24 protein-coding genes and 2 pseudogenes are annotated in these 23,026 nt (G+C 69.6%); 11 read left to right on the top strand and 15 right to left on the bottom strand.

Translation table 11 applies throughout. From position 1 onward, the window contains the following. Positions 1-40: 40 nt before the first annotated feature. Positions 41-601 (top strand): carboxymuconolactone decarboxylase family protein, encoded by a 561-nt coding sequence (locus tag AC5Y30_RS10065; RefSeq protein ID WP_499917975.1) that lies wholly within the window; start codon positions 41-43, stop codon positions 599-601. Here AC5Y30_RS10065 and AC5Y30_RS10060 read toward each other — a convergent pair. The 3 genes from AC5Y30_RS10060 to AC5Y30_RS10050 form a co-directional block, all read right to left on the bottom strand. After that, a complete protein-coding gene (locus AC5Y30_RS10060) occupies positions 590-1,414 on the bottom strand; it encodes an SDR family NAD(P)-dependent oxidoreductase (protein ID WP_499917974.1) in 825 nt (274 codons plus the stop codon). The two genes, AC5Y30_RS10065 and AC5Y30_RS10060, sit on opposite strands and share 12 nt — an antisense overlap. 156 nt (positions 1,415-1,570) lie before the next feature. Beyond that, positions 1,571-3,196 (bottom strand): chaperonin GroEL, encoded by a 1,626-nt coding sequence (gene groL, locus AC5Y30_RS10055; protein ID WP_007768358.1) that lies wholly within the window; start codon positions 3,194-3,196, stop codon positions 1,571-1,573. 221 nt (positions 3,197-3,417) lie between these two features. Further along, positions 3,418-3,984 carry a TetR/AcrR family transcriptional regulator gene (locus AC5Y30_RS10050; protein WP_499917972.1) on the bottom strand — a complete coding sequence of 189 codons (567 nt, stop codon included), beginning with the start codon at positions 3,982-3,984 and terminating at the stop codon, positions 3,418-3,420. A 111-nt stretch (positions 3,985-4,095) separates the two neighbouring features. On the opposite strand from AC5Y30_RS10050, the gene AC5Y30_RS10045 reads away from it, so the two are divergent. Continuing rightward, positions 4,096-5,007, top strand: coding sequence for an SDR family NAD(P)-dependent oxidoreductase (locus tag AC5Y30_RS10045; protein ID WP_499917971.1), 912 nt, complete (start codon positions 4,096-4,098; stop codon positions 5,005-5,007). On the opposite strand, the gene AC5Y30_RS10040 is transcribed toward AC5Y30_RS10045, so the two are convergent. Next, positions 5,004-5,702: a M24 family metallopeptidase gene (locus AC5Y30_RS10040; RefSeq protein ID WP_499917970.1), complete on the bottom strand. Its 699-nt coding sequence runs from the start codon at positions 5,700-5,702 to the stop codon at positions 5,004-5,006. The two genes, AC5Y30_RS10045 and AC5Y30_RS10040, sit on opposite strands and share 4 nt — an antisense overlap. A gap of 29 nt (positions 5,703-5,731) precedes the next feature. On the opposite strand from AC5Y30_RS10040, the gene AC5Y30_RS10035 reads away from it, so the two are divergent. Beyond that, complete coding sequence (locus AC5Y30_RS10035; RefSeq protein WP_499917969.1) at positions 5,732-6,226, top strand: cupin domain-containing protein; 495 nt, start codon at positions 5,732-5,734, stop codon at positions 6,224-6,226. Between the two features lie 25 nt (positions 6,227-6,251). Here the strand turns inward: AC5Y30_RS10035 and AC5Y30_RS10030 are convergent, their stop codons facing one another. Further along, positions 6,252-7,703, bottom strand: coding sequence for a flavin-containing monooxygenase (locus tag AC5Y30_RS10030; protein ID WP_499917968.1), 1,452 nt, complete (start codon positions 7,701-7,703; stop codon positions 6,252-6,254). Continuing rightward, positions 7,694-8,173, bottom strand: a complete 480-nt coding sequence (locus tag AC5Y30_RS10025; RefSeq protein WP_499917967.1) for a VOC family protein — start codon at positions 8,171-8,173, stop codon at positions 7,694-7,696. Before AC5Y30_RS10025 ends, AC5Y30_RS10030 begins: the two co-directional genes overlap by 10 nt. 72 nt (positions 8,174-8,245) lie before the next feature. On the opposite strand from AC5Y30_RS10025, the gene AC5Y30_RS10020 reads away from it, so the two are divergent. Next, positions 8,246-9,196 carry an SDR family NAD(P)-dependent oxidoreductase gene (locus AC5Y30_RS10020; protein ID WP_499917966.1) on the top strand — a complete coding sequence of 317 codons (951 nt, stop codon included), beginning with the start codon at positions 8,246-8,248 and terminating at the stop codon, positions 9,194-9,196. 20 nt (positions 9,197-9,216) lie between these two features. Beyond that, positions 9,217-10,422: a molybdopterin molybdotransferase MoeA gene (gene moeA, locus AC5Y30_RS10015; RefSeq protein WP_499917965.1), complete on the top strand. Its 1,206-nt coding sequence runs from the start codon at positions 9,217-9,219 to the stop codon at positions 10,420-10,422. Positions 10,423-10,428: 6 nt separating this feature from the next. Here the strand turns inward: moeA and AC5Y30_RS10010 are convergent, their stop codons facing one another. Further along, the gene (locus AC5Y30_RS10010) at positions 10,429-11,634 is read right to left on the bottom strand and encodes an MFS transporter (RefSeq protein ID WP_499917964.1); all 1,206 of its coding nucleotides are present in this window, start codon (positions 11,632-11,634) and stop codon (positions 10,429-10,431) included. 63 nt (positions 11,635-11,697) lie between these two features. Here AC5Y30_RS10010 and AC5Y30_RS10005 point away from each other — a divergent pair, with 63 nt between their 5' ends. The 3 genes from AC5Y30_RS10005 to AC5Y30_RS09995 are packed head-to-tail and all read left to right on the top strand — an operon-like array spanning position 11,698 to position 15,448. Beyond that, the gene (locus tag AC5Y30_RS10005; RefSeq protein ID WP_499917963.1) at positions 11,698-12,420 is read left to right on the top strand and encodes a phosphatidylserine decarboxylase; all 723 of its coding nucleotides are present in this window, start codon (positions 11,698-11,700) and stop codon (positions 12,418-12,420) included. Then, positions 12,417-13,280 (top strand): CDP-diacylglycerol--serine O-phosphatidyltransferase, encoded by an 864-nt coding sequence (gene pssA, locus AC5Y30_RS10000; protein ID WP_499917961.1) that lies wholly within the window; start codon positions 12,417-12,419, stop codon positions 13,278-13,280. The genes AC5Y30_RS10005 and pssA overlap by 4 nt, the downstream gene beginning before the upstream one ends. Continuing rightward, positions 13,277-15,448 carry an AAA family ATPase gene (locus tag AC5Y30_RS09995; RefSeq protein WP_499917960.1) on the top strand — a complete coding sequence of 724 codons (2,172 nt, stop codon included), beginning with the start codon at positions 13,277-13,279 and terminating at the stop codon, positions 15,446-15,448. The genes pssA and AC5Y30_RS09995 overlap by 4 nt, the downstream gene beginning before the upstream one ends. Here AC5Y30_RS09995 and AC5Y30_RS09990 read toward each other — a convergent pair. Further along, positions 15,422-16,018 carry a TetR/AcrR family transcriptional regulator gene (locus tag AC5Y30_RS09990; RefSeq protein ID WP_499917959.1) on the bottom strand — a complete coding sequence of 199 codons (597 nt, stop codon included), beginning with the start codon at positions 16,016-16,018 and terminating at the stop codon, positions 15,422-15,424. The two genes, AC5Y30_RS09995 and AC5Y30_RS09990, sit on opposite strands and share 27 nt — an antisense overlap. A 21-nt stretch (positions 16,019-16,039) precedes the next feature. On the opposite strand from AC5Y30_RS09990, the pseudogene AC5Y30_RS09985 reads away from it, so the two are divergent. Continuing rightward, positions 16,040-16,837, top strand: a pseudogene (locus AC5Y30_RS09985) (DUF2867 domain-containing protein); the annotation flags it as partial. Positions 16,838-16,842: 5 nt separating this feature from the next. Here the strand turns inward: AC5Y30_RS09985 and AC5Y30_RS09980 are convergent. The 7 genes and pseudogenes from AC5Y30_RS09980 to napA form a co-directional block, all read right to left on the bottom strand. Next, positions 16,843-17,070, bottom strand: a pseudogene (locus AC5Y30_RS09980) (enoyl-CoA hydratase-related protein); the annotation flags it as partial. Continuing rightward, complete coding sequence (locus tag AC5Y30_RS09975) at positions 17,067-18,089, bottom strand: TIGR03617 family F420-dependent LLM class oxidoreductase (RefSeq protein ID WP_499917958.1); 1,023 nt, start codon at positions 18,087-18,089, stop codon at positions 17,067-17,069. The gene AC5Y30_RS09975 and the pseudogene AC5Y30_RS09980, both read right to left, overlap by 4 nt. 16 nt (positions 18,090-18,105) lie before the next feature. After that, a complete protein-coding gene (locus AC5Y30_RS09970) occupies positions 18,106-18,744 on the bottom strand; it encodes an LON peptidase substrate-binding domain-containing protein (protein ID WP_499917957.1) in 639 nt (212 codons plus the stop codon). Then, on the bottom strand, positions 18,744-19,874 hold the full coding sequence (locus tag AC5Y30_RS09965) for a glutamate--cysteine ligase (protein ID WP_499918245.1): 1,131 nt from the start codon (positions 19,872-19,874) through the stop codon (positions 18,744-18,746). The genes AC5Y30_RS09970 and AC5Y30_RS09965 overlap by 1 nt, the downstream gene beginning before the upstream one ends. Further along, entirely contained in the window at positions 19,864-20,508 is a 645-nt protein-coding gene (gene sodC, locus AC5Y30_RS09960; protein ID WP_499917956.1) for a superoxide dismutase[Cu-Zn], read from the bottom strand. The genes AC5Y30_RS09965 and sodC overlap by 11 nt, the downstream gene beginning before the upstream one ends. A 21-nt stretch (positions 20,509-20,529) precedes the next feature. Beyond that, positions 20,530-21,006 carry a LytR C-terminal domain-containing protein gene (locus tag AC5Y30_RS09955; RefSeq protein WP_499917955.1) on the bottom strand — a complete coding sequence of 159 codons (477 nt, stop codon included), beginning with the start codon at positions 21,004-21,006 and terminating at the stop codon, positions 20,530-20,532. 19 nt (positions 21,007-21,025) lie between these two features. Next, positions 21,026-21,334 (bottom strand): nucleoid-associated protein NapA, encoded by a 309-nt coding sequence (gene napA / locus AC5Y30_RS09950; protein WP_007768412.1) that lies wholly within the window; start codon positions 21,332-21,334, stop codon positions 21,026-21,028. 202 nt (positions 21,335-21,536) lie between these two features. Between napA and AC5Y30_RS09945 the strand changes: the two genes are divergently transcribed. Continuing rightward, on the top strand, positions 21,537-22,130 hold the full coding sequence (locus AC5Y30_RS09945) for a peptide deformylase (protein WP_499917954.1): 594 nt from the start codon (positions 21,537-21,539) through the stop codon (positions 22,128-22,130). Then, complete coding sequence (locus AC5Y30_RS09940; RefSeq protein ID WP_499917953.1) at positions 22,130-22,972, top strand: GNAT family N-acetyltransferase, cg3035/Rv0428c family; 843 nt, start codon at positions 22,130-22,132, stop codon at positions 22,970-22,972. Before AC5Y30_RS09945 ends, AC5Y30_RS09940 begins: the two co-directional genes overlap by 1 nt. Positions 22,973-23,026 lie beyond the last annotated feature (54 nt).

Below are 23,026 nucleotides of genomic sequence, written 5' to 3'. Positions count from 1 at the left end.
CGGGTCGCCGCCATCGGGCCAGGGCCGTACAGTCTCATCCGTGAGCCGCGTCGCACCGCTCGCTCCGCCGTGGAGCGAAGAAGATGCCACTGGCATCAACAGCTGGGGCCACCCCGATCGCACCTATGAGCCGCTGCTGTTGGTGCGTTGCCTGCAGCGCCATCCGGCGCTGGCCTCCCGTTTGCGTAAGCTTGGCGAATCCCTTTATGTCGCAGCGCTTTTGCCGGGCCGGACGCGGACCATCGCCATCCTTCGCAGCTGTGCGCTGCTGCGCTGTCAGTACGAGTGGGGCGGACAGGCGGCGTTCTGGGGCCCGATCGCGGGCGTCAGCGAAGACGAGTGCGACGCGCTGGTCACCGGTGGCCCCGACGACCCACGGTGGAGCCCGGCCGAGCGGACGCTGATCGAGGCGGTGGACGAACTCGAGCGCACCGGCACCTGGTCGGAGGCGACGTGGAGCGCGCTGGGCGGCTTTCTCGACGACGAGCAGCGCATCGAATTGCTCACGGCCGTGGGCTGGTATCGCACGATCTGCACGCTGTGCAACGCGCTCGCGCTGCCGGTGGAGGGCTGGATGCGGCCCTGGCCCTTAGCCCACTGACCGGTCCCTGCGCAGTCCCGGATGCTGGTTCTTCAGTAACGGCAACAGCACCCGCCGCGGCATGAATTGAAACAGCCTGGTGCTGATCTGGCTTGGCAGGCCGGGGATCACGGTTCCGCGGTCGCCGTCGAGCGCGTCGATGCCGGTGCGTGCCACGTCGCGCGCCGGCTTCCACAGGAACTTCGGGAACGCGTCGGCGAAGGTCCGCTCGTCCATGCCGGCGCTCTTCAGGAATTCGGTGCGCACCGGGCCGGGGTTCAGCAACGCGACGGTGATCCCGGTGCCGGTGAGTTCGCCGCGCAGCCCCTCGGTGTAGGTGATCACGAACGCCTTGGTGGCGGCGTAGCCCACCTGCCCCGGGAAGGGGTGGTAGCCCGCGGTGGATCCGACGTTGAGGATCGCGCCCTTCTTGCGCGGCACCATCCGCTGGACCGCGCGGGTGGTCAGATCGATGACGGCCTCGACGTTGACCCGCACCTGGGCGATCTCGTCGTCGACGGACGTGGTCGTCACCGAGCCGATGGTGCCGATGCCGGCATTGTTGACCAGGATGTCGGCGGTCAGGCCGCGACGCTCGACCTCTTCGAAGAGGTCGGCGCGGGAGGCGGAATCGCCGACGTCGCAGGCGATCACCTCGACACGGATGCGGCCGGCCAGCTCGTCGGCCAGCTCGCGAAGCCGCTCTTCGCGGCGGGCGACCAGCGTGACGCCGTGTCCGCGGGCGGCCAGCTCGCGGGCGATGTCGGCGCCGATGCCCGACGAGGCGCCGGTCACGACGGCGGTGCTGGTGGGTGAGGGAGTCGGAAGGGCCACGGCGTTCAACGTACAAGGCGGGTTTCGGGCCCGGCGCGCCGAACGTGAAACCAGGGCGGGCAAATCGCCGGAATCCCGCCCTGAGTTCACGCTCGGCGCACACGAAAAACCCGGCCCCTTGTGGGGGCCGGGCTTTCCCGTACTCGAGTCGTGGACTTAGAAGTCCATGCCGCCCATGCCACCGGTCGGGTCGCCCGCGGGTGCGGCCGCCTTCTCCGGCTTATCGGCGACGACGGCCTCGGTGGTGAGGAACAGGCCCGCGATGGACGCCGCGTTCTGCAGCGCCGAACGGGTGACCTTCACCGGGTCGGCGACGCCGGCCTTCAGCAGGTCCTCGTACTCACCGGTGGCGGCGTTCAGGCCGGTACCGGCGGGCGAGTTGCGGACCTTCTCGGCCACAACGCCGGGCTCCAGACCGCCGTTGAAGGCGATCTGCTTCAGCGGAGCCTCGAGCGCCACGCGGACGATGTTGGCGCCGGTCGCCTCGTCACCGGTGAGCTTCAGCTCGTCCAGCGACGGGGTCGCGTGCAGCAGGGCCACGCCACCACCGGCGACGATGCCCTCCTCGACGGCGGCCTTGGCGTTGCGGACCGCGTCCTCGATGCGGTGCTTGCGCTCCTTGAGCTCGACCTCGGTCGCGGCCCCGGCCTTGATCACCGCAACACCGCCGGCCAGCTTGGCCAGGCGCTCCTGCAGCTTCTCGCGGTCGTAGTCGGAGTCGCTGTTCTCGATCTCGCTGCGGATCTGGGCCACCCGGCCGGCGATGGCGTCGGAGTCACCGGCGCCCTCGACGATGGTGGTCTCGTCCTTGGTGACGACGACCTTGCGGGCCTTACCCAGCAGGGCGACGTCGGCGCTCTCCAGCGACAGGCCGACCTCTTCGCTGATGACCTGGCCGCCGGTGAGGATGGCCATGTCCTGCAGCATCGCCTTGCGGCGGTCACCGAAGCCGGGGGCCTTGACGGCCACCGACTTGAAGGTGCCGCGGATCTTGTTGACGACCAGGGTGCTCAAAGCCTCGCCCTCGACGTCCTCGGCGATGATCAGCAGCGGCTTACCGGCCTGGATGACCTTCTCCAGCAGAGGCAGCAGGTCCTTGACGGTCGACACCTTGGAGCTGACCAGCAGGATGAAGGGGTCCTCGAGGACGGCTTCCTGACGCTCGGCGTCGGTGACGAAGTAGCCCGAGATGTAACCCTTGTCGAACCGCATGCCCTCGGTGAGCTCGAGCTGCAGGCCGAAGGTGTTGGACTCCTCGACCGTGATGACGCCCTCGTTGCCGACCTTGTCCATCGCCTCGGCGATCAGGTCGCCGATCGACTGGTCGCCCGCGGAGATGGCCGCGGTGGCAGCGATCTGGTCCTTGGTCTCGACCTCTTTGGCCGACTTGAGCAGGGTCTCGGTGACCTTCTCGACGGCCTTTTCGATGCCGCGCTTCAGACCCAGCGGGTTGGCGCCGGCCGCGACGTTGCGCAGGCCCTCGCGGACCAGCGCCTGGGCCAGAACCGTGGCCGTCGTCGTGCCGTCACCGGCCACGTCGTCGGTCTTCTTGGCGACTTCCTTGACCAGCTCGGCGCCGATCTTCTCGTAGGGGTCCTCCAGCTCGATCTCCTTGGCGATGGACACACCATCGTTGGTGATCGTGGGGGCGCCCCACTTCTTCTCCAGGACGACGTTGCGGCCCTTGGGACCCAACGTCACCTTTACCGCGTCGGCGAGGGCGTTCAGCCCTCGCTCGAGGCCGCGACGGGCCTCTTCGTCGTACGCAATTGTCTTGGCCATTGCGAAGTGATTCCTCCGAATATATGGGGTGACACTCAGGGCGACCGCTTGTCGGGTCGCCCCATCAACGCTGTGGCCGGGTGCAGTGCCCGCGACGGACGGCTAGGTGTCTTCCGCTTGGCGCGGCCCTGGCCTCACCGTCCCGACCTAGCACTCGCCGGTCGCGAGTGCCAACGTCATTCTTAGCACTCGCCTATGTCGAGTGCAAGAACTGGTCAGCCCTATCGCCGAACGCGTAAACCGTCGACGACGACGTCGGTCACCCGCTCGGCCAAGTCCGAGTTGTAGGCCTCCATCGCCTGGCACCCGACCATGATCGCCTTCACTTCGCGCACCCCGATGTCGCAGCGCGCGGAGCCGGCGCGCTGCGCGGCCCGTAGCAGCTCGTCGAGCATGGCCAGGAACGCGTCCTCGGCGTCGGGGGCGGCGGTGGCGATGTCGATGCCGAGCCCGGCGAGCGCGTCGGCCAGGCCGCGGTCCGTCGCGCCCCAGTGCAGCACCATCGACCGCAGGAAGGTGAAGAGCGCCTCGCCGGACCCTTCGGAATCCAGCAGGGCGCGGCCGTCGTCGACCAGCCGCTGCATGCGGTCCTCGATGACCGCCTGGAACAGCGACTCCTTCGTCGGGAAGTGCCGATAGACGGTGCCGGCCCCCACGCCGGCCCGCCGCGCGATCTCGTCGATGGGCACCGCGAGACCCTCGGCCGCGAAGGTTTCGTAGGCGACTTCCAGCACGCGCGCCCGGTTGCGCGCGGCATCGGCGCGCAGCGGCCGTGCGGGCTGCGCCATCTGTTCACTCCTCGAACCAAAGAAATTGCAAAGCGGGGCGTGCGTTCCATATAGTGGCACAATCAACCGGAGCGATCGCCCCGTTTACTTTACAAGTTCAAGGAGCCTCTCATGGGCAAGTGGACCACCGCGGACATTCCCGACCAGACCGGACGGGTCGCCGTCATCACCGGAGCCAACACCGGCCTGGGCTACGAGACGGCCCTGGCGCTGGCCGACCACGGCGCCCATGTGGTGCTGGCGGTGCGCAACCTGGACAAGGGCAAGGAAGCGGCGGCACGGATCACCGCCCAGAGCCCGCATGCGGACGTCGCGCTGACCGAACTCGACCTCACGTCGCTGGCGTCGGTCCGGGCGGCGGCCGAGCAGCTGCGATCCGCGCACGACCGCATCGACCTGCTGATCAACAACGCCGGGGTGATGTACACGCCGAAGTCGAACACCAAGGACGGCTTCGAGCTGCAGTTCGGCACCAACCACCTGGGCCACTTCGCCCTCACCGGCCTGTTGCTGGACCGGCTGCTGCCGGTCGCCGGCTCGCGGATCGTCACGGTCAGCAGCGTCGGCCACCGCATCCTGGCCGACATCCACTTCGATGACCTGCAGTGGGAACGCCGCTACAACAGGGTGGCCGCCTACGGGCAAGCCAAGCTCGCCAACCTGCTGTTCACCTACGAACTGCAGCGACGGCTTGCCCAGCACGGCGCGACGATCGCCGCGGCCGCGCACCCCGGTGGTTCAAACACCGAATTGGGCCGCTACACGCCCACGCTGCTGAAGCCCGCTGTCGACTTGTTCTTCTCGAGGGTTGCTCAGGACGCGGCCATGGGCGCGCTGCCCACCCTGCGTGCGGCCACCGACCCCGCGGTGCTCGGTGGGCAGTACTACGGGCCCGACGGCTTCGGGCAGACGCGCGGCTACCCGACGATCGTGGGCTCCAGCAAGAAGTCCCACGACGCCGATCGCCAGCGCCGGTTGTGGACGGTGTCGGAGCAACTGACCGGCGTGACGTACCCCGTTTAGCTCACGTCGAGCAGCTGCTCGTAGAAGCCGCCGAAGCCGCGCGCGCGATCGATGAGGTGGATCTCCAGGATCCAGTGGCAGATGCGGCCGCGCGGGTCGGTGCGGCGCATCGGCTTCGTCGACCCGGGCATGATGTACCACTCGACGCCCGGGCCGGCGATCTTCTTGTGCGGGAACTCGCCGATCAGATGGCCCGCGATGCGGCTGCCCCACTCGAACCCCTCGGCGCCGGCCACCCCGACGACGTAGTCGAACAGCTCGGCGCCGGTGATGTCGGGGTGGCCGGCGAAGTGCTCGCGGCCGGCCTCCCACACGCGCGGCAGGGCGTCGCGAACGGCCGCCTTGTGGGGGTCGCCGCCGAGCACGAACGTCCGCCCGAAATCGGCCTCCCACTCCTCGAAGATCGGGCCCAGGTCGAGAAAAACGATGTCGTCGTCGACGATCACGCGGTCCGGCGGGCGTTCCTGGAACGGCTGCAGCGTGTTCTCCCCGGCCCGCACGATCCGCCGATGCCAGTGCCGGGTCACCCCGAACATCTCGCCGGCGAGGTGGTGGATCCGGTCGGAGAGTTCCTTCTCCGCCAGCCCGGGGCGGATCATGGCCCGCCGCTCGATCTCGTCGAACAGCTGCGCGGCTTTGCGTTCGGCGTCGAGCAGCCGTTGCACGCGAACATCTTCGGCGGGCGATCGGTCCACACCGGCGATGCTATGCGCACACTGGAACCATGTCCCTCGTCGTGCCGCCCTACCCACCCGCCCGATACACCAAAGACGAACCGGAGATCAGCGCCTGGCTCAAGCGGGCCGATCAGCCGCCCGACTATGAGACGTCCGGGGTCAAGTACCACTACCTGGCCAACCAGCAAGACACCGCCGGCGACTACGGCCTCTACCGCGTCGACATCGCCCCGGCCGGCGGCGGGCCCCCGGCGCACTTCCACCGCGCCATGTCCGAGGCGTTCTTCGTGTTGTCCGGAACGATGAAGCTCTACGACGGCACACAGTGGGCGGACGGACATCAGGGCGACTTCCTGTACGTCCCGCCCGGCGGCGTGCACGGCTTCCGCAACGAGGCGGACGAACCGGCGTCGATCCTGATGTTGTTCGCACCCGGCGCACCCCGTGAGGCCTACTTCGAGGGCTTCGCGGCGCTGGCCGACATGACCGACGACGAGCGCCGGGAGTGGTTCATCCGCCACGATAATTTCTGGGTGCAGTAGACCTTTGCACTAACGCGAGCGCGGACTACGGGCACAGCAGATAGTCCTCGGCGACCATTCGGCGAGTGCGCTCGAAGAATGCCCTTCCGCTATAGGGCAATTGGGTCACGACCTTCCCACTGGGATGCCGAAAGTAGTTGGTACAGGCCAGCCAGACCTTGCCCGCCATCGCGGCCTGGATCTCGTCGTTGTAGCGGCGCTGCGCCTCGGCCGTCACCTCGACGGTGCGCGCCCCGCGGCCGCCCATCACCTCGAGGATGTGCCGGACGAAGGTGGTCTGCGCCTCGTGGATGTAGATGATCGAGTTGACGCCGTTGGTGTTGGGGCCATACAGCACAAAGAAATTCGGATACCCCGTCACCAGTGTGCCCAGGTAAGCCTCGGCGCCGTCACTCCAGTCGTCGCGAAGGCGGCGGCCGCCGGATCCGTACACGTCGATGCTGGCCAGATAGTCGGCGGCGGTGAACCCGGTGCCGTAGATGATGGTGTCGACGCGGTGTTCGACGCCGTCGGCGGTGCGGACCCCGCGTTCGGTCAATTCGGCGATCGGGGTCGTTTCCAGGCTGACATTGGGCAGCGCGAACGTGGGGTACCACTCGCGCGACATCAGCGGCCGCTTGCATCCGGCGGGATAGTTCGGCGTCAGCTTCGCTCGCAACTCGGGGTCGGTTACCTTGCGGGCCAGGTAACTGCGGGCGAGCTCAGTCGCTTCGAGGGTCTGTGGGTGGTCAACGTCGAAGCTGGCCGACTCGTAAGCGTCGAAGGCCTCATCGCGCAGCTTCTGCGCGGCGGCCGGTTCGCGTTCGAACAGCTCGTGTTGGTCGGTGGTGAACGGGAAGTCGAATCGCGGCGCGATCCATATCGGGGTTCGCTGAAACACGGTCAGGTGGGCCGTCTTTCGCGCTATCGCGGGCACGTATTGGATCGCGCTGGCACCGGTGCCGATGGAAGCGACGCGTTCGCCGTCCGTCGACTTGCTGTGGTCCCAGCGCGAGGAATGAAATCGGCGTCCGCGAAATCGCTTGTCCCCCACAATGTCCGGGACATACGGCACATCGAGCATGCCGACAGCGCTGACCACCACATCGAAGTCGTGCTGTCGGCCGTCAGCACTGGTCAGCGTCCAGCGGCGCCGCGAGTCCGACCAGCGCGCGGTGGTGATCGCGGTGTTGGCCCTTAGGCGCCCCGCCAGCCTGTGCTCGGCCGCCACCCTCTCGAGATAGGCAAGGATCTCGGGCTGATTGGCATAGGTCTTGCTCCAACGCGGGTTGGGCGCAAAGGAATACGAGTACAGATGGGACGGGACGTCACAGGCCGCGCCCGGAAAAGTGTTGTGGCGCCAGGTTCCACCGAATCCGTCGGCCCGGTCGAAGATCGTGAAATCGTAGCCCGCGTCGGCGAGCTGGATCGCCATCGCGATGCCGCCGGCGCCGGCGCCGATGATCCCGACCGACGGCTTCGGGGCCGCTACGTCCATTGCGCGAAGTACGGTCGCTCGGGCCGGCTCTTTTCGACCAGGATGAACACCACCCCCCATGGATCGACGAACCAGGTGGTACGAACCCGCGCGACGTCCGCGATTCCGCTGACCAGGAAGCGCACCCCCTTGGACTCCAGTTCAGCCCGGGTGGCGTCGATGTCCGCACAGACCAGCCCGACGTGCGAGAGCCCGGGATCGGTCAGCGTACGCCCCTCATCGGGGGGCCCGCCGTCGGCTCCGAGGTATTCGATCACCTCGAGCACCCTGTCACCGTCATCCTCGAATCCGAGGATGGCCGCCTTCATGCTGGGATCGGCCACCAGCTCACCCATGTCGTCGCGAATGGCGTTGCCAGACATGACATATGGCGGCGAGAGGACACGCAGCCCGAGCACATCGCGGTAGAACGCCACCGCGGCCTCGCAATCCGGAACGCACACCCCGGTGTGAGCCAAACCGGTGATCACGTTCTCACCATACGTCGCCGTGCCCACCCGCCGATCCGCTCGTCAGCAGAACCGATGGGTATGTTTTGGGCCATGCCTTCCAACGACGCCCAGACCCGCTCATGGTCGGAGGGTGACGTCCCGGATCAGAGCGGCCGCGTCGTCGTCGTGACCGGCGCCAACACCGGCATCGGTTACGAGACGGCCGCCGTACTGGCCTGCCGCGGCGCGCACGTCGTGCTCGCCGTGCGAAACCTGGAGAAGGGCAACGCGGCGCTGTCGCGCATCGTCGCCGCCGGGGGCCAAGGGCGCGGAAAAGTAGACGTCACATTGCAGCACCTGGATCTGACCTCCCTGGACGCGATCCGCTCGGCCGCCGACGCGCTGCGCGCGTCCTACCCGCGCATCGACCTGCTGATCAACAACGCCGGGGTGATGTGGACGCCCAGGCAGGTCACCGCAGACGGGTTCGAGTTGCAGTTCGGCACCAACCATCTGGGCCACTTCGCGCTGACCGGGCTGTTGCTGGAAAGCCTGCTGGTGGTGCGGGATTCGCGGGTGGTGACGGTCAGCAGCCTCGGGCACCGGCTGCGGGCCGCGATCCACTTCGACGACCTGCAGTTCGAGCACGGGTACGACCGGATCGCCGCCTACGGGCAATCCAAGCTCGCCAACCTGCTGTTCACTTACGAGCTGCAGCGCCGGCTGGCGGCCAAGGCCGACGCGAAGACCATTGCCGTCGCGGCGCATCCGGGCGGTTCCAACACCGAGCTGGCCCGCAACCTGCCAAGCGTCTTGCGGCCGGTGCAGGCCGTGCTGGGCCCGGTGCTGTTCCAGAGCCCGGCCATGGGCGCGCTGCCCACGCTGCGGGCCGCCACCGACCCGGCCGTCGAGGGCGGGCAGTACTACGGCCCGTCCGGCTTCCTCGAGCAGCGTGGCCGCCCGAAGCTCGTGAAATCCAGCGCCCAGTCCCACGACGCGGAGCTGCAGCGCCGGCTCTGGGCCGTCTCCGAAGAACTCACCGGCGTCAGCTTCCCGGTCTGACACGGGAGATAATGGCTCCGATGCGCTCAGTCGCCGAACATCAGCGGATCGTCACCGGGTTGATTCGCGCGCGCCCGCCGGCCGCGGTCCCGCTGCCCGATGCCCAGGGCCTGGTGCTGGCCGCGGACGTGGTGGCGCAGCTGGCGCTGCCGGTCTTCGACAACTCCGCAATGGATGGCTACGCGGTGCTCGCCGAAGACACGGCGGGCGCCACGCCCGAGAACCCGGTGGTGTTGCGCGTCGCCGAGGACATTCCGGCCGGGCGCACCGACGAACTGACGCTGCAGCCCGGCACGGCGCACCGGATCATGACGGGCGCGCCCCTGCCGGCCGGGGCGACGGCGGTCGTGCCGGTGGAGGAGACCGACGGCGGCGCGGACGTGGTGTCGATCCGCGCTCCCCGCACGGCCGGCAAGCACATCCGCCGCGCGGGCGAGGACGTCTCCCCCGGCACCACGGTCCTGCGTCAGGGTCAGGTCGTGACGCCGGCGGTGCTCGGCTTGGTGGCGGCGCTGGGCATCGCCGAGTTGCCGGTGATCCCGCGCCAGCGCGTGCTGGTGATCTCGACCGGATCTGAGCTGGTGACCCCGGGCACGCCGCTGCTGCCGGGGCAGATCTACGAGTCCAACTCGATCATGCTGGCCGGTGCCGTCCGGGATGCGGGCGCGGACCTGGTCGCCGTCGCGACCGCGGAAGACGAAGTGGCGCAATTCAGTTCGATCATCGACCGATACGCGGCCGACTCCGATTTGATCATCACCAGCGGCGGCGTCAGCGCCGGCGCCTACGAGGTGGTCAAGGACGCCTTCGGGCGCGAGGGCGACCAGGGCGTGGAATTCGTCAAGGTCGCCATGCAGCCGGGCATGCCGCAGGGTGTGGGACGGGTGGCCGGCGCCACGATCGTCACGCTGCCGGGCAACCCGGTCAGCGCGCTGGTGTCCTTCGAGGTGTTCATCCGGCCCGCGCTGCGCAGGGCCATGGGCCTGCCGGACCCCGAACGCCCGCACCGCACGGCCGTCCTCGCCGAGTCGCTGACGTCGCCGCGCGGCAAGCGGCAATTCCGGCGCGCGGTGCTCGACGACGACGGCAGCACGGTCACCAGTTACGGACCGCCGGCGTCGCACCACCTGCGCTGGCTGGCGTCGGCGAACGGCCTGCTGGACATCCCCGAGGACGTCGTCGAGGTGCCCGAGGGAACCAAGCTGCAGGTGTGGGATCTGCGCTAGCGAGGTCTAACCGGCGGGCGTGGCCACGTCCCGATGGAACTCGTCGGCCTTGTCGAAAGCCGGGGTGCAACGGATCGCGACGCCGACGACCGACATCATCACCGGGATGGTGACCAGCGCCGCCGACAGCCCCACCCGGCCGGACAGGTGGCCGATCAACGGCGGCCCCAGCAGGTAGCCCAGCCAGCCGGTCGCGGCCACGAGGGCGATCGCCGATCCGGCGCCGCTCGCGCCGTAGGCCGCGCTGAAGGCGGTGGGCACCAGCAGCGCCACACCGACGCCCAGGGTGGCGAAACCCAGCACGCTGACCCAGGAGTCGGCGGCGGCCAGCATGACGCTCACGCCCACGACGGCCACCAGCGCCAGCGCCGGCAGCAGCCGGCGGCTGGACACCCGCGCGTGCAGCCGGGGTGCGCCGAACCGGGTGATGACCATCGCGCACGTGTAGGCGGCGTAGCTCAGCGCGGCGACGCCCGGGCCGGCGCCGACGACGCTGCGCAGGTAGTTGGCCGACCAGTCGGTGGCGGCGCCTTCGCACAGAAACGACGCGAACGACACCGCGGCCAGGATCGCCACCGCCGGCGTCATCCAGGCGCGCCTGCCGCGCGCCGGTGCCGGTGACGCGGCGGCGTCGGCCGCGTCGGGGATGAGGCGACGGGTCAGCGGTTCCACCACGATCAGGACGACCAGCCCCAGCCCCGCCAGCTGGGCGGTCAGGCCGACGCCCACGCTGACGCACGCCGCGCCCACCAACGCCCCCGCCAACGCCCCGACGCTCCACATGCCGTGGAATCGCGCCATGATCGGAGCCATGGCGAGGCGCTCGACCGTGCCCGCCTGGGTGTTCATCGCGACGTCCAGCGCCCCCTGGAAAAACCCCCACAGCGCGAGCGCACCGAACAGCGCGGCGGCGGATCCGACGAGGCCCACGGTCGTTCCGGCCGCGACATAGCCCGCCACCGTGATCGGGATCAGCCGGTGGCTGCCCCAGCGCGGCAGCGCCCAGTGGCTGAGCAGCGTGGCCACCACCGACCCCAGCGGCGCGCCGAACAGCGCGGTTCCCAGCGCCGCATCGGACAGGCCGAGCTCGGCCTTGACGTGGGGAATGTGAGCGGCCCAGGAGGAGAACACCAAACCGTGCGCGATGAATACGGCGGTGACCGTCACCTTCGCCCGGGGCAACTGCGGCGCGCGCCGATCGTCCGTTTGCATGTCGAAGGTGGGCGTTCCCTTTGCGGGCGGCTACGAATCAGCCGTGGGCTCTAAGATGGCCGCGTGGCACGACGCCCCCGCACTATCGGCCCCTCGGCTCAAGACCCCGGCTTCAGCCCGCAACATGCGCTGGAGCTGGTGCGCTCCGCCATCCCGCCGGTCCATCCGGCCGGGCGGCCGTTCATCGGCGCCGGACTGGCGCTGGCCCTCGTCGGCCGCAAGCACCGATGGGTGCGACGGGCGGGCCTGCTGGCCGCCGGCGCCTGCGCGGGATTCTTCCGTCATCCACCGCGGGTGCCGCCCACCCGGCCCGGAGCGATCGTCGCTCCCGCCGACGGCGAGGTCTGCGTGATCGACTTCGCCGCCCCGCCCGCCGAACTGAGCATGGGCGACGCCCCCCTGCCGCGAGTCAGCATCTTCCTGTCGCTGCTGGACGCCCACGTGCAGCGCGCCCCGGTCAGTGGCGAGGTGCTCGCCGTGCAGCACCGCCCGGGCCGGTTCGGCTCGGCCGACCTGGCCACCGCCAGCACCGAGAACGAGCGCACCAGCCTGCACCTGCGCACCGCCAGCGGCGCGGACGTGGTCGCGGTGCAGGTCGCCGGGCTGCTCGCCCGGCGCATCATCTGCGACGCGCACGTCGGGGACAAGCTGTCGATCGGTGACACCTACGGCCTGATCCGGTTCGGCTCCCGGCTGGACACCTACCTGCCGGCGGGTTGCGAACCGCTGGTGAAAGTGGGCCAGCGCGCGATCGCCGGCGAGACCGTCTTGGCCGAGCTGCGATGATCAGCAAGCCGCGCGGGCGCCCGGCGGTCAACCTGCAGATCCTGCCGAGCGCCATGACGGTGCTCTCCGTGTGCGCGGGGCTGACGTCGATCCGGTTCGCCCTCGAACACCAGCCCAAGGCGGCGATGGCGCTGATCGCCGCGGCCGCCATCCTGGACGGACTCGACGGGCGAGTGGCCCGCATCCTGGACGCCCAGTCGCGGATGGGCGAAGAGATCGACTCGCTGGCCGACGCGGTGAACTTCGGCGTGACGCCCGCGATCGTGCTGTACGTGACGCTGCTGACCACCTCGCCGGCCGGGTGGGTGGTGATCCTGCTCTATGCGGTCTGCGTGGTGTTGCGGCTGGCGCGGTTCAACGCCTTACAGGACGACGGCACCCAGCCCTCCTACGCGCACGAATTCTTCGTCGGCATGCCCGCGCCGGCCGGCGCGATCTCGATGATCGGTCTCATCGGACTCAAGCTGCAGTTCGGTGACGGCTGGTGGACGTCGCCGCTGTTCCTGTGCATCTGGATCACCGGGACCTCGATACTGATGGTCAGCAAGATCCCGATGCGCAAGATGCACGCCGTCGCGGTGCCGCCGAGCTGGGCGGCGCCCCTGCTGGCGGTCTTGGCGATCTGCGCGGCGGCCGCGGTGCTGGCCCCCTACATGTTGATCTGGGTGATCATCGTCGCCTACCTGTGCCACATACCGTTCGCCATCCGCAACTCGCGCTGGCTGGCCGCGCACCCCGAGGCGTGGGACGACGCACCCAAGCAGCGCCGCGCCGCGCGGCGGGCGATCCGCCGGGCGCAGCCCAACCGCCGGTCGGTGGCGCGGCTGGGCCTGCGCAAGCCGGGCAGGCGCTTGCCGTGAGTGACAGCTCGGCCCGTCAGCTCACCCTGATAGCCCGGCTGAACACCTCCGCCGTCGACTCGAGGCGCGGCGTCATCCGCTTGCACCCGAATGCCATTGCCGCACTGGGGATTCGGGAATGGGACGCGGTGTCGCTGATCGGGTCGCGCACCACGGCGGCCGTCGCGGGGCTGGCCGGCCCGGACACGCCGGTCAGCACCGTGCTGCTCGACGACGTGACGCTGTCCAACGCGGGACTGCGCGAGGGGACCGCGGTGGTCGTCGGCACCGTCACCGTCTACGGCGCGCGGTCGGTGACGCTGTCCGGCTCGGCGCTGGCCACCCAGTCGGTCACGCCGGTCACGCTGCGACAAGCGTTGCTGGGCAAGGTGATCACCGTGGGCGACGCCGTGTCGTTGCTGCCCCGCGACCTGGGTCCGGGCACCTCGACGTCGGAGGCCACCCGCGCGCTGGCCACCGCGGTGGGCATCAGCTGGACCTCGGAGCTGCTCACCGTCACCGGCGTCGATCCCGCGGGACCGGTGAGCGTGCAACCCAACTCGCTGGTCACCTGGGGCGCCGGGGTGCCGTTCGGCGCCGGGGCCGCGCCGCAGATTTCGGTCGAGATCGCCCGGCCGGAGATGGTCGTCGAGGAACTGAAAGGCACTCAGCCGCAGGCGGCCAAGCTCGTCGAATGGCTCAAGCTGGCGCTCGATGAACCGCACCTGCTCAAGGCGTTGGGCGCCGGTGCCAACCTGGGCGTGCTGGTGTCGGGTCCGGCAGGCGTGGGCAAGGTGACGCTGGTGCGCGCGGTGTGCGGCGACCGCAGGCTGGTCACCCTGGACGGCCCGGAGGTCGGCGCGCTGGGCGCCGAAAACCGGCTCAAGGCAGTCGCTTCGGCCGTGCAGACCGTCCGCGACGGGGGCGGCGTGTTGCTGATCACCGACGTCGACGCCCTGCTGCCGGCCACCGCCGAACCCGTCGCCTCGCTGATTCTGGCCGAGCTGCGTACCGCCGTGGCCAGCGAGGGCGTCCCCCTGATCGCCACGTCGGCGCGACCCGACCAGCTCGACGCCCGGCTGCGCGCCCCCGATCTGTGCGACCGCGAGCTGGCCCTGCCGCTTCCCGACGCCGGCACCCGCAAAGCGCTGCTGGAGTCGCTGCTGCGGAACGTGCCCACCGGCGACCTCGACCTCGACGAGATCGCTTCTCGTACACCGGGTTTCGTCGTCGCCGACCTGGCCGCGCTGGTGCGCGAGGCGGCGCTGCGCGCGGCGTCGCGGGCCAGCGCCGACGGCCAACCGCCCGAGCTGAAACAAGAGGATCTGGCCGGTGCGCTGACCGTCATCCGGCCGTTGTCCCGCTCGGCGAGTGAGGAAGTCAGCGTCGGCAACATCACGCTCGACGACGTCGGCGACATGGCCGAGGCCAGACAGGCGCTGACCGAGGCGGTGTTGTGGCCGCTGCAGCATCCCGACACCTTCGCGCGGTTGGGCGTGGAGCCGCCGCGCGGGGTGCTGCTGTACGGGCCACCGGGCTGCGGCAAGACCTTCATCGTGCGGGCCCTGGCCAGCACCGGGCAGCTGTCCGTGCACGCCGTGAAGGGCTCCGAGCTGATGGACAAATGGGTGGGCAGCTCGGAAAAGGCTGTGCGCGAGCTGTTTCGGCGGGCCCGGGATTCGGCGCCGTCGCTGGTGTTCCTCGACGAGGTGGACGCGCTGGCGCCGCGGCGCGGGCAGAGCTTCGATTCGGGGGTGACCGATCGGGTGGTGGCCGCCCTGCTGACCGAGCTCGACGGTGTCGACCCGCTGCGCGACGTGGTCGTGCTGGGCGCCACCAACCGGCCGGACCTGATCGACCCCGCGCTGCTGCGCCCCGGCCGGCTGGAGCGGCTGGTTTTCGTCGAACCGCCGGACGCCGCGGCCCGGCACGAAATCCTGCGCACGGCGGGCAAATCCATTCCGCTGAGCGACGACGTCGAGCTGGACCGGGTGGCGGCAGGACTCGACGGCTACAGCGCCGCCGACTGCGTGGCGCTGCTGCGGGAGGCCGCACTGACCGCCATGCGCCGATCCATCGACGCCACCGACGTGACGGCCGCCGACCTCGCAGCCGCCCACGAAAACGTCCGTCCCTCTTTGGATCCCATGCAAGTCGAGTCGCTACGGGCGTTCGCCAAAGCTCTGTAGCACGGCCCGGGCCGACGCCGCCACGTCCCTTTCCAGCCAGGCCGGCATCGGGTCATCGTGCGCGTGGCGGCGCACCACCGCATACGGCAGGTCGGCGACCGCCCGCGCGACGGCGTCGATCGATCGCGGTTTGGCGTTCCCATACAACTGCTTTGCCAGATCGGCGACGCGCCGCGTCAGCGGGGCGTTCATCGCGGCGAGCGTCCGCTGGAACGCGGCGTCCGGCTCGTCGTCGAGCAGGTCGCCGGGCCGGATCGTCAACAACAGCCGGGCGTCCTCGGGCAGGGAGCGCGCGAAGCCGACGGCGGACACGGCCATCGCCACGGCGGTGTCGGTCGGGGTGTCGCCGTCGGCGGCCAGTGCCCGCGTCTGGAAGCGTTCCAGCGCCCGCAGCCACGCGGCCGTCAGGATGCCGTCGCGGTTGCCGAACCGGTGATACAGCGTGCCCGCGGGTGCGCCACTGGCTTTCGCGATTGCGGCCACACTGGCCGCGCGCGGGCCGCCGTCGAGCACCAGCGCCCGGGCCGCGTCGAGGATCACATCGGTTTCATGCTTCCGCGGAGGCGCCATGATCTAGTACATTCCTTCTATATGGAACGATTACCCTATATCGATGAGCATGCCATAACCATCGACGCCGGCCGCGAAGACACGTGGGCGGCGCTGCTGCGGGTGATGTGTCGCGATCCGCTCGATCCGTCGACCGTGCCGTTCGGCTTCGCCCTGGACGAAGCCCGACCGCCGGCGCGATTCGCGCTCAAGGGTCGCCACTGGTTCGCGGTCTACCGATGGGTGTTCGAGCTGGACGCGCTCGACGGCCCCGCGCGCACCCGGTTGCGGGCGGCCACCTGGGCGGACTTCCCCGGTATCCGCGGCAAGGCCTATCGGGCGCTGGTGATCGGCTCCGGCGGGCATCGCGTCGTCGTGCGGCGAACCCTGAAACGCGTTGCGGCGGCGGTGCTCGACGAGCGCGCGCAGACCGGTGAGACCGCGGCCGATTACGTGGACGTCTTCGAGGTGCCCATCGCCGCCGGCGACGCGCGCACCGCCGAAGAAGCCTTTCGCGACGGGCTCGGCGACAGGCCGGGCGCGGGCGGACGCCTGGTGCTGTGGATCCACCGCAACGTGCTGCGGTTGCGGCTGGGTCCGCCCCGCTCGGCCGGTCACCTCATCGGCTGGCCGATCATTCGTTCGGATCCCGACGAACTGGTGCTGGCGACCCGCGGGCCGCTGATGCTCGGCGAGCTGACGCTGCGCCGCCAGGACGGTCGGCGGGCGGTGCTCACCACCCGCCTGCACTACCGCCGCCGGGTCGCCGCCCGGGCGGTCTGGGCGTTCATCGGCCCGCTGCACCGGGCGGTGGCGCCGCGGCTGATGCGGCGCAGCGCGCGCCGGGGCGCGTCGAACGGGCTTGCGTCGCCGGAGAAGTCGGCCCCGGCGCAGAACGCGCGGCCCGCGCCGGTGAGCACGATGGCCCGGACGTCGTCGTCCTCGTCGCAATCCCGGTAGGCGCGGCTCAGCAGCGCACCCATCTCGGCGGTATAGGTGTTGAGCTGCTCGGGCCGGTTGAGCGTGAGCACCGCCACGCCGCAATCGATTTCGACTGTCAGGTCGGCGCTCATCGCAGGGCCGGCACGCGGTGCAGGGCGCCGATCATGTCGGCGACGTCGGCGGGGCGGGGCGTGTAGCCGGGAAAATAACAGCACACCTCGTCGGCGTGCTCGCCGAACCTCGCGGCGATTTGCCGCGCGCATTCCTCGGGCGTGCCGACGATCCCGATCCGGGCCACCATCTCGTCGGTGATCAGCCGGCGCATCTCGGGGAAGCGGCCCTGCTTGGACAGCGCGTTGAGTTCGGGCTGGGCGTCGGCCCAACCCTCCACCTGCAGCACGGGCAGGTAGGCCGGCGTCGAGCCGTAGAACGCGATGAGGGAAGCCGCGCCGTTGATCGCGGTCGCCAGGTCGGCCTCGTCGCGGCCGACGGCAACCATGGCCGAAGCGATGATCTGAAACTCGTCGAACGTTCGCCCCGAGCGGCGCAGCCCCTCGCCGATCGCGGGCACGGTGCGCTCGGCGAAATGGTCGGCACTGTTGAACGGCATCACCAACAGACCGTCGGCAACCTCGGCGGCGGTGCGGGTCATCACCGGCCCCAGGGCACCCAGCAGCACCGGCGGCGGCCCGAACGGGTTGGGACCGGGATTGAAGTTGGGCGCCATGAGGGTGTGCGTGTAGAAGTCGCCGCGAAAGTCCAAGCGCGCCTGGCCTTCCCACGCAGCGAAGATCGCCTTGATCGCGGCGATGGCTTCGGCCATCCGCGGCGCCGGCCTGTCCCAGCTACTGCCATAACGCTTTTCGATGTGCACCTTGATCTGCGACCCGAGGCCGAGGCGGAACCGGCCGCCGCTGTAGAGCTGCAGGTCGTAGGCGGAGTGCGCCATGTGCAACGGACTGCGCGGCGGGGCGATCGCCACGTTGGTCATCAGGTCCAGGTCCGTCGTCCCGGCGGCGATCAGCAGCGGAAAGAAGACGTCGTGCTGGCCCTCGAAGGTGAACAGTCCGTCCGCGCCGGTCGCGGCGATGTCGGCGGCACTCGCCGCCGCCCGCACCGGTGAACCGCTGACCTGAAGCTGTACCTTCATGCACCCGTCCTTCACGTCATTCCGAAAGCTGAAACTCCACCACCTCGGCGAGCGCGTCCACGGCTTCGCGCAGCGCGATCAGGCGCTCGGCGGCCCCCGGCGCCGACAGCACCGAGTAGCGGTCGGCGGTGCCGATGGGAATGCGAGACGCCAACGCGAACAAGCGCTTCCCCGCCGGTCCGGTCCGGTCCCGCCCCAGGATTACCTCACGGCCGGGGAGCGTGATGTCGCGCGCCTGCGCGATCCGTTCGAACAGGGCCATGGCCCGGTCTTCGAGGTCGAGCAGCTGCGCGTCGGACACCGCGTCGCCGGGCTCGTCGGGCCACAACTCGACCGTCGCCCGCGGATACGGGTCGTCGGGTAGCCATTCGGACACCCGAATGCGTTCTCCGGTACGGCAATTCAACGTGTACCGACCTGCGCCGTGGTCGGCGCACTCGGCAATCCGGGACAACACGCCGACGTCGCACCGCGCGTCACCGCCGCCGACCTCGCGCCCGCGCGAGATCAGTACCACGCCGAACGGGTCGCCGGTGTCGATGCAGTGCCGCACCAGCGCGCCATAGCGCGGCTCGAAGATCCGCAGCGGCAGGTCCTGGCCGGGCAGCAGCGCCGACTCCAGCGGAAACATCGCCAGCACAAGGGTTTCCGTCATCAGATCACCAGTTCGGCCACCAGCGCGTCGACGACCGCACGTAGGTCGCCGTCATGTTCTTCGGCGACCCGGCGCTGCCGCTGGTAGGAGGCGCCCTGCCGCGGGATGTCGGCCACCGCTGCCAGCTCGTCGACGCAATTCAGCTTCTTGGCCACCGGCTCCAGCCGGTTCAGCACGTCGTCGAGATCCTCGGTGACCAACCGCTCGTTGCTGTCGGCGTCCAGGATGATCACCGCGTCCAGGCCGTAACGGGCGGCGCGCCACTTGTTCTCCTGGTTATGCCAGGGCGGCATGCTCGGCAACGACTCGTCGGCTTCCAGCCTGCGGTCGAGGTCGACCACCAGGCAGTGGGTCAGGGCGACCAGCGCACCCAACTCGCGCAGGTTGGACACGCCGTCGCAGATCCGCATTTCGAGCGTACCCAGGTGCGGGGAAGGCCTGATGTCCCAACGGACTTCGTCGACGTGGTCGATGATGCCGGTCTTCTTCTGGTCGTAGACGAAGCGTTCGAACTCCGGCCACGTCTGAAATTGGAACGGCAGCCCCGCGGTGGGCAGCTGCTGAAACATCATCGCGCGGTTGCTGGCGTATCCGGTGTCCACGCCCGTCCACCACGGTGACGACGCCGACAGCGCCAGCAGGTGCGGGTAGTAGTTGAGCAGCGACGTCATGATCGGCATCACCTTGTTCGGCGAGGAGATGCCGACGTGCACGTGGACACCCCAGATCAGCATCTGCCGTCCCCACCATTGTGTGCGCTTGATCAGTTCGGCATAGCGCGGGGCGTCGGTGAACTTCTGAGAACTCCACTGCGCGAACGGGTGTGTGCCGGCACAGAACAACTCCATGCCGCGATCCCGGACGACGCGGCGCGCCGGCCCGAGCGTCTGCCGCAGGTCCTCCATGGCCTCGCCCGCGGTGCGGCAGATGCCGGTCACCACCTCGACGGTGTTGCGCAGCAATTCCTTGTGCACACGCGGGTTTTCGCCGATCTCGGCGATCACCGCGGTGGCTTCGTTGCTCAGGTCGCGGGTGTGCGCGTCGACGAGGGCGAACTCCCACTCGACCCCGAGGGTCGGCCGTGGTGAACGGGCGAAATCGATGCGCGAGCTGGCCCGGTTAGCCGGCACCGATGACACCGCACGCCACCCGCTTGCCGGGGTCACCGGTACTCATCGTCATGTCGTTGGGACCCTGCGTCCCATGGGTCTCCGCACCGGCGTGGATGATGATCGCGGTCTTCTGCCCGGTGAGCAGATCCTCCATGGCGAATGCGTCCGTGGTGGTCATCAACGTTGCCGAGCCGTCCTTGCGAACCTGCAACGGGGGCAGGGCGCCACTGGCGGGCTCGCCGGTGTGCCCGGGCGCCTGGAAGTGGTCGCCGGCGGAAAGGAAGTCTCCCGGCGCGCCGCCGTTCGGGGCCACCGAGTTCGGCTCACACTTGCCGACCTTATGGATGTGCACATCGTGGAAGCCGGGCGTGAGCACGCCGTTGGCGGTCGTCTCGATGGTGATGGTGGCATAGCCGTTGTTGAATTCGAACTTCGCGGTGGCGACCTGGGTGCCGTCCGGCGCCTTCAGGTGCGTGGTCATGCCCGGGGCCGTCTCGGCTGCGGGCTCCGAGGCTTTCTCGCCCGCGGGGGACGGCGATCCGGTCCACACCGCGGGGGTGGTGCCTGGAACCGACGACGCCTGCTGCGGCGACGAACACGCGCCCAGCAGCACGACGCATCCGGCCAGAACCAACGGGGGCAGCTTAGGCATAGCCTGCAGCCTAGCCCTTACCTAGCCCGCGACGAGGACGATGACACCCGGCGGCTCGCCGCTGAGCGCGGGAATTCGCGGTTCGACGGGTGCGCCCAGGTTCTTGCCCACCGCATCGGCCGTGGCGTGCTCGTCACCGGCGTCGGTGTAGTAGACCGTGGTGGCGGAAACGTCGGGCACAACCATGTTGTCGACCTTGGTGACCTTGAATCCCGCGGACGTCAGCTGATCCTTGGTGCGCGATGCCACACCCTCTTTCGAGGAGATGTTGTAGATCTGCACCTCGGCCTGGGTGCTCGCGGGCTTGTTGGTGGCCGACGTCGTCGCCGAGCTGGTGGCGCTGGTGCTGGACACCGCCGACGCGGAATCGTCGTCGGAGCTCCCAGACGACCCCAGCGCCTGCCAACCGAGCAGCAGGAAAATGACGCCGAGGAACAACAGCACCATCACCATTGCCCGCAACGGCAGTCCGGTGGAGTCGGGAACTCGTTCTTTCATCGAGCCCTACTGTAACGAGTCAGGTCACCTCGAAGCCGAGGCGCCGCGCCGCACGCGCCTTCTGCCTGCTGGCGCGCAGCCGGCGCAGCCGTTTCACCAGCATCGGGTCGGCGGCCAGGGCCTCGGGCCGGTCGACGAGCGCGTTGAGCACTTGGTAGTAACGCGTCGCCGACATCGAGAACAACTCCTTGATGGCGTCTTCCTTCACCCCGGCGAACTTCCACCACTGGCGCTCGAAGGCCAAGATGTCGTGCTCGCGGCGGGTCAGCCCATCTGCGATCTCAGAGTCGTCCCCCGATCGATTTGCCCGCGCCATGGCGCTGTCCATATCGCTTCCCCTGGACCCTTTCGGCGAATTCCGAACTGCTCGAATGACTTGACTTAGCTAAGGGCGTGTTTCGGCGAATATTGAAACACGCGCCAAACCCTCAAGCCGTCATCCAGACCCGCGAGTCGGCCGATTGACCAAGATTGCCCAGACGTCGATCGCGGGCCGGGCGGCCCACGGGCGTGCGGTAGCTTAGCCGACCATGGCAGTCGTTCCGATCCGCATCGTGGGAGATCCCGTCCTGCATACCCCGACGCAGCCGGTGCCGGTCGCTGCCGACGGGTCGCTGCCGGCGGATCTGGCCGAGTTGATCGCGAACATGTACGACACCATGGACGCCGCGCACGGGGTGGGGCTGGCGGCCAACCAAATCGGCGTCGGCTTGCGGGTCTTCGTCTACGACTGCGCCGACGACCGCGGCCGCACCGAGCGCCGCCGCGGTGTCGTCGTCAACCCGGTTTTGGAAACGTCCGAGATACCCGAGACCATGCCCGACCCGGACAACGACGACGAGGGCTGCCTGTCAGTGCCCGGCGAGTCCTTCCCCACCGGGCGCGCCAAGTGGGCCCGGGTCACCGGACTCGATGCCGACGGCAAGCCGGTGTCCATCGAAGGCAACGACCTGTTCGCGCGAATGCTGCAGCACGAGACCGGGCACCTGGATGGCTTCCTCTACCTGGACCGCCTCATCGGCCGGCATGCCCGCAGCGCGAAACGCGCCGTCAAATCCCACAATTGGGGCGTTCCGGGCCTGTCCTGGACGCCCGGCGAGGGACCGGATCCGTTCGGCCACTGATGGTTTCGTGGCCCGACCCGGGAACGCGGGTGGCGGTGCGCTACCGCCGCCCGGCCGGTTCGGTGCCGCCGTTGACCGATGCGGTGGGCCACCTGCTGGCGGTCGACCCGATCGTGCGGGTGCGGACGAAGTCCGGCGCGGTCGTCGAGTTCGCGCCCTCCGATGCGGTCGCGCTGCGGGTGCTCACCGACACCCCCATCCGCACCTCGCAGATCCGCGCGCTAGAGCATGCCGCCGCCGCGGCGTGGCCGGGCGCGGAACAGCTGTGGCTGCAGGGCTGGCTGCTGCGCGCCGGTCACGGCGGCGGTCTGGTCGTCAATTCCGCAGTGCCGCTGGATCTTTCGGCTCAGCTGAGCACCGTCCCGGCGATCGTCGAGTGGTACGCGGAGCGCGGCCTGACGCCGCGACTGGCCGTGCCCGACCGCTTGTTGCGGTTGCCGCCCGGTCTGACCGCCGAACACGTGGAGCGGATGCTGGTGCGCGACCTGTCGAGCGTCACGCCGGCGTCACGGCCGGACCCGAGCGTCACGCTGGAGCAGCGTTCGGGCGAGGGCGGGGTTGAGCTGGCGTTCGGCACGCACGCCGGCACCGCGGTCGCGCGTGCCGCCGTGACCGACGCACCCGATGGCACGCGCTGGGTGGGCATCTCGGCGGTAGCGGACGACGACGAGCGGACGGCGGCGGAGGTGTGCGAGGCGTTGTTGGCCTGGGGCGCCGATCGCGGCGCGACGCGCGGCTACCTGTCGATACCCGACACCGGCGCGGCGCCGCTTGCCGCGGCGCTGGGATTCCGGCCGCACCACCGCCGTCGGTACGTCCCGGTGCCCCCGGCTAGCGTTTAGCCATGCCCGACGGGACAACTGATGGCGGCGACCCGCCGCGCCCGGCTGCGCCGC

The organism is Mycobacterium sp. NGS27, from assembly GCF_059813005.1.
Note: the sequence above shows the minus strand (reverse complement) of the source record. Positions and strands in the feature narration are given on the sequence as shown.

What these genes read in the sequence shown, in the direction of transcription:
- AC5Y30_RS10030 (WP_499917968.1), bottom strand. Translation starts at nt 7,703, where the DNA reads ATGGACGTAGCGGCCCCGAAGCCGTCGGTCGGGATCATCGGCGCCGGC.
- AC5Y30_RS10035 (WP_499917969.1), top strand. Translation starts at nt 5,732, where the DNA reads ATGTCCCTCGTCGTGCCGCCCTACCCACCCGCCCGATACACCAAAGAC.
- AC5Y30_RS09990 (WP_499917959.1), bottom strand. Translation starts at nt 16,018, where the DNA reads ATGGCGCCTCCGCGGAAGCATGAAACCGATGTGATCCTCGACGCGGCC.
- sodC (WP_499917956.1), bottom strand. Translation starts at nt 20,508, where the DNA reads ATGCCTAAGCTGCCCCCGTTGGTTCTGGCCGGATGCGTCGTGCTGCTG.
- AC5Y30_RS09955 (WP_499917955.1), bottom strand. Translation starts at nt 21,006, where the DNA reads ATGAAAGAACGAGTTCCCGACTCCACCGGACTGCCGTTGCGGGCAATG.
- AC5Y30_RS09970 (WP_499917957.1), bottom strand. Translation starts at nt 18,744, where the DNA reads ATGACGGAAACCCTTGTGCTGGCGATGTTTCCGCTGGAGTCGGCGCTG.
- napA (WP_007768412.1), bottom strand. Translation starts at nt 21,334, where the DNA reads ATGGACAGCGCCATGGCGCGGGCAAATCGATCGGGGGACGACTCTGAG.
- AC5Y30_RS10050 (WP_499917972.1), bottom strand. Translation starts at nt 3,984, where the DNA reads ATGGCGCAGCCCGCACGGCCGCTGCGCGCCGATGCCGCGCGCAACCGG.
- moeA (WP_499917965.1), top strand. Translation starts at nt 9,217, where the DNA reads ATGCGCTCAGTCGCCGAACATCAGCGGATCGTCACCGGGTTGATTCGC.
- pssA (WP_499917961.1), top strand. Translation starts at nt 12,417, where the DNA reads ATGATCAGCAAGCCGCGCGGGCGCCCGGCGGTCAACCTGCAGATCCTG.
- AC5Y30_RS09975 (WP_499917958.1), bottom strand. Translation starts at nt 18,089, where the DNA reads ATGAAGGTACAGCTTCAGGTCAGCGGTTCACCGGTGCGGGCGGCGGCG.
- AC5Y30_RS10045 (WP_499917971.1), top strand. Translation starts at nt 4,096, where the DNA reads ATGGGCAAGTGGACCACCGCGGACATTCCCGACCAGACCGGACGGGTC.
- AC5Y30_RS10010 (WP_499917964.1), bottom strand. Translation starts at nt 11,634, where the DNA reads ATGCAAACGGACGATCGGCGCGCGCCGCAGTTGCCCCGGGCGAAGGTG.
- groL (WP_007768358.1), bottom strand. Translation starts at nt 3,196, where the DNA reads ATGGCCAAGACAATTGCGTACGACGAAGAGGCCCGTCGCGGCCTCGAG.
- AC5Y30_RS10020 (WP_499917966.1), top strand. Translation starts at nt 8,246, where the DNA reads ATGCCTTCCAACGACGCCCAGACCCGCTCATGGTCGGAGGGTGACGTC.
- AC5Y30_RS09945 (WP_499917954.1), top strand. Translation starts at nt 21,537, where the DNA reads ATGGCAGTCGTTCCGATCCGCATCGTGGGAGATCCCGTCCTGCATACC.
- AC5Y30_RS09940 (WP_499917953.1), top strand. Translation starts at nt 22,130, where the DNA reads ATGGTTTCGTGGCCCGACCCGGGAACGCGGGTGGCGGTGCGCTACCGC.